The sequence below is a fragment of the Micromonospora sp. NPDC051296 genome (assembly GCF_040682255.1).
Classification (GTDB): Bacteria; Actinomycetota; Actinomycetes; order Mycobacteriales; family Micromonosporaceae; genus Micromonospora; species Micromonospora craterilacus.
The window spans coordinates 1-5,676 of record NZ_JBFBAO010000413.1; the positions used below are offsets into that span (position 1 = coordinate 1).

The following is a 5,676-nucleotide window of genomic DNA, read 5'->3' on the forward strand; positions in this document are numbered from 1 at the left end:
GCCGGGCGGGCGTTGACGGAGCTTATCGACGGCGTACGCCAGCAGCAGACCGATCACCGGCGCGACCACCAGCGCGAGCCGGGCGGGCAGCGCGGCGTTCACCACCGGCAGGTGCCCGAGCAGGTCGAACGGCATGGGCAGGTCGGTGCGCCGGCCGTCGACCTTCGCCACCGGCCCGAAGGAGAGCAGGGCGAAGACCACCGCGACGACCCCGAGCGCCCACAGGGTCGCCCGCCGGGCCGGCTCGGCGCGCCGCCAGAGCAGCACGAAGCAGCCGACGGCGAGCAGCAGCAGCGGCAGCCCGAAGAACGAGTTCTCCTCGGTGGGGTTCGGGGCCAGCGAGGTACCCAACCCGGCCTCGCCGGCCAGCGAACGGCGCGGGTACGCGGCGTACGCCGCGATGTCCTCGGAGTGGATCACCGGGTCGAAGCCGGTGCCGTGGAACCGCTGCGGCCCGGCGAAGTGCAGCCAGAGCGGGTACGCCAGCAGCAGCCCGGCGACCACCGCGGTCACCCCGAGCCCGCGCAGGAACGACGGCAGCACGGCCCGGGCCTCGGCGCGGTTGGCGGGGTGCAGCGCCCACACGGCGACGAAGAGGCCGAGCGCCAGCGCGGTGAAGAACAGCCCCTCCGCGGCGATCGAGAAGGCGATCGCGACGAGCACGCCGAGGATCACGCCGTCGCGCAGCCAGTGCCCCGGCCGGCGCAGCGCGAACACCCGCCACACCAGCAGCGGCACCAGCCAGCCGGCGGTCCAGTTCAGGTGGGCGTTGGCGTGCGAGACCATGCCGGGGGAAAAGCCGATGAACAGCCCGCCGATCGCGGCGGCGAACGGGCTGCGGACCAGGTGCCGGGAGAGCAGCCAGTACCAGGCGAGGGCGGTGGCGGCCAGGTTGAGGGTGAGGATCACCAGGAAGGTGGCCGGCGGCCCGATCAGGTACGTCAGCGGAGCGAAGACCACCGCGTACACGGTGATCGAGGTGTTGACCGCGAGGTTGACCCCGTCCGGAACGTTGATCAGATAGGTGTAGAGCGGGTTCTCCCCGTGGCTCACCGCGTGGCCGCCGAAGGCCAGCAGCCACTCGAACAGCGCCTGGTCGCTGGAGTTGACGGTGATCGCGCGGCCGTTCGGGTCCCGCCACAGCCCGCTGGTCACCCAGACGGCGAGCGCCAGCGCGAGCAGCGCCACGATCAGGTCGGCGCGGCGGTCGCGGGTGACGCGCGGCGGTTTGGCGGGCGCGGACGCCACGGACGACGAGGTGGGCACCTAGCGGACGTTACCAACCGCACCCGGACACGCCCGGGCAGACCCGGCACGTCGCGGCCCAAGGGGAAGGGTGCGGGCCGGCCACACCAAGACATCGACGAATGTGTGAAGTCTCGCCATGTCATAGCTGTGACACATCTGCGTAACGTCGCGGCAATTATCGGTGACCCAGCTCTCAGTCCCCCAGGAGGTCTCCGTGCGCCGTACCCGCACCCTGCCCGGCCGGCTCGCCGGCATGCTGGCCGGGCTGGTCCTGGCCGCCACCGCGCTGGTGGCCGTCGCCGCTCCCGCCCAGGCCGCGTCCCTGACCCAGGTCACCGGCTTCGGCTCCAACCCCGGCAACCTCGCCATGTACGCCTACCGGCCGGACAACCTGCCGTCGGGAGCCCCGGCCGTCGTCCTGCTGCACGGCTGCACCCAGAACGCCGCCGGGTACTTCGCCAACTCCGGCTGGCAGAAGTACGCCGACCAGTGGAAGTTCACTCTGATCGTGCCGCAGCAGTCGTCCGCCAACAACTCCAGCTCCTGCTTCAACTGGTTCGAGACCGGCGACACCACCCGCGGCCAGGGCGAAGCGCTGTCCATCAAGCAGATGGTCGACCATGCCAGGTCCAGCTACGGCACGGCCGCCAACCGGGTGTACGTCAGTGGGCTGTCGGCCGGCGGCGCGATGAGCGCGGTCATGCTCGCCACCTACCCGGACGTCTTCGCCGCCGGCTCGGTCATCGCCGGCATCCCGTACCGCTGCGCCACCGGCATGGTCAACGCGTTCTCCTGCATGAGCCCGGGGGTGGACAAGACCCCGGCGCAGTGGGGCGACCTGGTCCGCAACGCCTACCCCGGCTACTCCGGCCCGCGCCCGAAGGTTGCTGTGTGGCACGGCACCGCCGACTACACGGTGGCGGTGGCGAACGCCACGGAGTCCCGTGACCAATGGACCAATGTGCTCGGCGTGGCGCAGACCCCCACCAGCACCGCGCAACTGCCGGCGGGCACCAGCCTGGAGGTGTACGGCAACGACGTGGCCCGCGTCTACCGGGTCTCCGGCATGGGCCACGGCACCCCGATCGACCCGGGCTCCGGCGCGGACCAGTGCGGCACCGTCGCGGCGTACTTCCTGGACACCATCTGCTCGGCGTACCGCGACGCGCTCTTCTTCGGCCTGGACCCCGGCGGACCGCCCCCCACCCCCACCGCGTCACCCACCCCCACCGCGTCACCCACCCCCACCGGCACCCCGACCTGCGTCACCGCCAGCAACTACGCCCACGTGAGCGCGGGCCGCGCCTACCACTCCGGCGGCTACGCCTACGCCAACGGCTCGAACCAGCGGATGGGCCTCTACAACACCTTCCACACCACCGCCCTCCGCCAGACCGCCCCCAACCACTGGATCATCGGCTGCTGACCGCTACACCCGCTGCTGTCGATCATGCAGCTGTGGTGGCCGGATGATGCCGGTAAGCCCCTTTCGCGGGGCACCACAACTGCATGATCGACGGGCTAGGGGGCCGCCGGGTTAGTTGTGGAGGGCGGCGTGGAGGGCGGTGGGGAGGTCGGGGTGGCGGAAGGTGAAGGCGGCCCGGTTGAGGACGCCGGGGAGGACGCGGGTGCTGGTGAGGGCCTCCTGGGCGAAGCCGCCCAGGGCGACCTTCAGGGCCAGGGTCGGGATCGGGATGATCGCGGGGCGGTGCAGCTGGCGGGCGAACTCCCGGGTGAACCCGGCGTTGGTGACCGGTGCCGGGCCGACCACGTTCACCGGCCCGGCCAGGTCGGCGCGGGCGAGCAGGAACGTGGTGGCGTTCAGCCAGTCGGTCATCGAGATCCACGGGATCCACTGCCGGCCGCTGCCGAGCCGGCCCGCGATGCCCAGCTTGAACGGCAGCAGTTGCGGCTTGATCAGCCCGCCGTCGCGGTGCAGCGGCAGCCCGGTGCGCAGCCGCACCACCCGCACCCCGGCGTCCTCGGCCGGCCGGGTCGCGGCCTCCCACACCCGGGCCACGTCGGCCAGGAATCCCTCGCCGGCCGGCGCGTCCTCCTCGACGACCCGATCGCCGGTGTTGCCGTACCAGCCGATCGCCGAGGCGTTCACCATTACCTCGGGCCGGTCGGCCGCGGGCAGCCCGGCGATGGTGATGGCCAGGGTGCTGGTGGTGTCCACCCGGCTGGTCCGGATCAGCTGCTTGTACCGGTCGTTCCAGCGCCGATCGCCCACCCCCGCGCCGGCCAGGTTGACCACCGCGTCCGCCTCGGCGACCAGCGCCGGGTCGAGCTGCGCCGCCGAAGGCGTCCACTGCCGTTCGTCGGGGCTGCGCGGCGCCCGTCGTACCAGCCGGGTCACCTGGTGCCCGTCGGCGACGAGCAGGTCGACCAGTCGGGTGCCGAGGAAGCCGGACGCGCCGGCCATGAGGATCCGCATGCTCATATCTTCGGGTACGCGCCACGGCCCGACCCGGTCGAGTCGGTCACGCGGCGGTATCGCTCGCGCCCCGAGGTAGATCGGCCAGCAGCCGCTCCACCTCGGCGTACGCGTCGCCGGGTGGGCTCCGGCCGTCGTGCAGGAGCCGCGGGCCCTTGATCGTCTACGTCTGAGTGACACGACACGCCGCGGCGGGAGTCACTGGAATGCAGACGATCAAGGGCCCGGCCTTCGGCTAACCGCTCCGACAGATGTTCAGCCCTGGCCATGTCGATTGGACCCGGATTCGTTCAGCAGCAGCAACGGCCAAGTATTTGCTGATCTCTATTGCCTTGTGGTCGGCGCGAGTGGTACCCATTTCGGAGCAGGTTGATCACTCGGCGGTCCGGGAGGGGTGATGTGAACGGTTGGCGTCAAGGCGCGTTCTTCCAATAGAGGCCGACGCGGGAATTGGAATATGGCGTCACCGATTCAGCGCGGGCGACGTGTTATCAGCGATGCGGAGGGATCGATTTCCTCCGGGCGCGATCTCTTGTTGCAGAGAAAGGCGGACCAAGGTATGAACCATTCGCAGAACAAAGGGCTGAGCCGGCGCCGCATCCTTGGTGGAGCAGCCGGACTGGCCGCTGGGGCCGTCGCATCGGGGCTGCCAGCCGGCGCCGCGTCCGCCGCTCCTCCACAGACCCCACCCGAGCACGCCCGCTGGAACCAGCAAGCGGCACACGTGACGATCACCCGCGATGAGTGGGGGATCGCGCACGTGGTGGGAACGACCGATGCCCATGCGGTGTTCGGGATGATCTATGCGCAGGCCGAGGACGATTTCAACCGCATCGAGCGGAACTATCTGGTCAGCCTCGGCCGTCTCGCCGAGGCTGAGGGCGAGACGGCGATCTGGCAGGACCTGCGCCAGCGGCTGTTCATCGATCCCGAGGTGCTGAGGCATCTCTACGCGAGTAGCCCGGACTGGTTGCGCAAGCTGATGGACGCATGGGCAGACGGGCTCAACTACTATCTCGCGACGCACCCCGAGGTGCGTCCGCGCGTGATCACGCGATTCGAGCCGTGGATGGCGTTGAGCTTCAGCGAAGGCAGCATCGGTGGCGACATCGAGCGGGTGTCGCTCACCCAGCTCAGGGCCTTCTACGACAACAGCCCGTTCATGTTGACCGACGCGGAGCCAGAAGCGTCGTTCCGCGAGCCCTCGGGCTCGAACGGCATCGCGATCGCTCCGAGCCACACGGAGAACGGCAGAGCGCTGCTGCTGATCAACCCGCACACCAGCTTTTATTTCCGTTCCGAATTGCACATGACGAGCGGTGAAGGGCTCAACGCCTATGGCGCGACCACCTGGGGGCAGTTCTTCATCTACCAGGGCTTCAACGAGAACGTGGGCTGGATGCACACATCAGCCCCTGTCGACAATATCGACGAGTTTGCCGAGACTATCGTGACCGGGGCGGAGGGCAGCCTCTTCTACCGGTACGGCGACGAACTGCGGCCGGTGACGACGAAGACGGTCACATTGTCCTACCGCACGGCGGACGGGGGGCAGGCCCAGCGCAGCTTCACCACCTTCGCCACCCATCACGGCCCGATCGTGCGCGAGGCGTCCGGGAGATGGATCGCCTGCGCACTGATGAACAAGCCCGTCGAGGCGCTGCAGCAAAGTTTCCTGCGCACCAAGGCGCGGGACTATGCGGACTACATCGAGGTGGCGAGCCTCAAGGCCAACAGCTCGAACAGCACGTTGTTCGCGGATTCGAAGGGCAACATCGCCTTCCTGTTGCCGCAGTTCATGCCGATCCGCGACGATCGATTCAACTATCTCCAGCCCGTCGACGGCAGCAGTCCGGCGACTGACTGGCAAGGGCTGCACAGCCTCGAGAGCATTCCGCAGGCAGTGAATCCGCAAAATGGCTGGGCGTTCAACACGAACAACTGGCCCTGGACCAGCGCGGGCGCGGACAGCCCCAACGCCGCTGACTATC

The 5,676-nt window shown here is 69.4% G+C and carries 4 protein-coding genes; 2 read left to right on the forward strand and 2 right to left on the reverse strand.

From position 1 onward, the window contains the following. Positions 1-1,266, reverse strand: a 1,266-nt coding sequence (locus tag AB0M52_RS29500) for a DUF2079 domain-containing protein (RefSeq protein ID WP_363960517.1), incomplete at its 3' end; no start/stop codon positions are given. 196 nt (positions 1,267-1,462) lie between these two features. Here AB0M52_RS29500 and AB0M52_RS29505 point away from each other — a divergent pair. Further along, on the forward strand, positions 1,463-2,674 hold the full coding sequence (locus AB0M52_RS29505) for a PHB depolymerase family esterase (protein WP_363960520.1): 1,212 nt from the start codon (positions 1,463-1,465) through the stop codon (positions 2,672-2,674). A gap of 111 nt (positions 2,675-2,785) precedes the next feature. Here AB0M52_RS29505 and AB0M52_RS29510 read toward each other — a convergent pair whose 3' ends face one another. After that, entirely contained in the window at positions 2,786-3,685 is a 900-nt protein-coding gene (locus AB0M52_RS29510; protein WP_363960523.1) for a TIGR01777 family oxidoreductase, read from the reverse strand. 559 nt (positions 3,686-4,244) lie between these two features. Between AB0M52_RS29510 and AB0M52_RS29515 the strand changes: the two genes are divergently transcribed. Continuing rightward, the coding region (locus tag AB0M52_RS29515; RefSeq protein WP_363960526.1) for a penicillin acylase family protein at positions 4,245-5,676 on the forward strand (1,432 nt) is incomplete at its 3' end.

Coding starts and splice junctions, on each gene's coding strand:
- AB0M52_RS29510 (WP_363960523.1), bottom strand. CDS start 3,685: ATGCGGATCCTCATGGCCGGCGCGTCCGGCTTCCTCGGCACCCGACTG.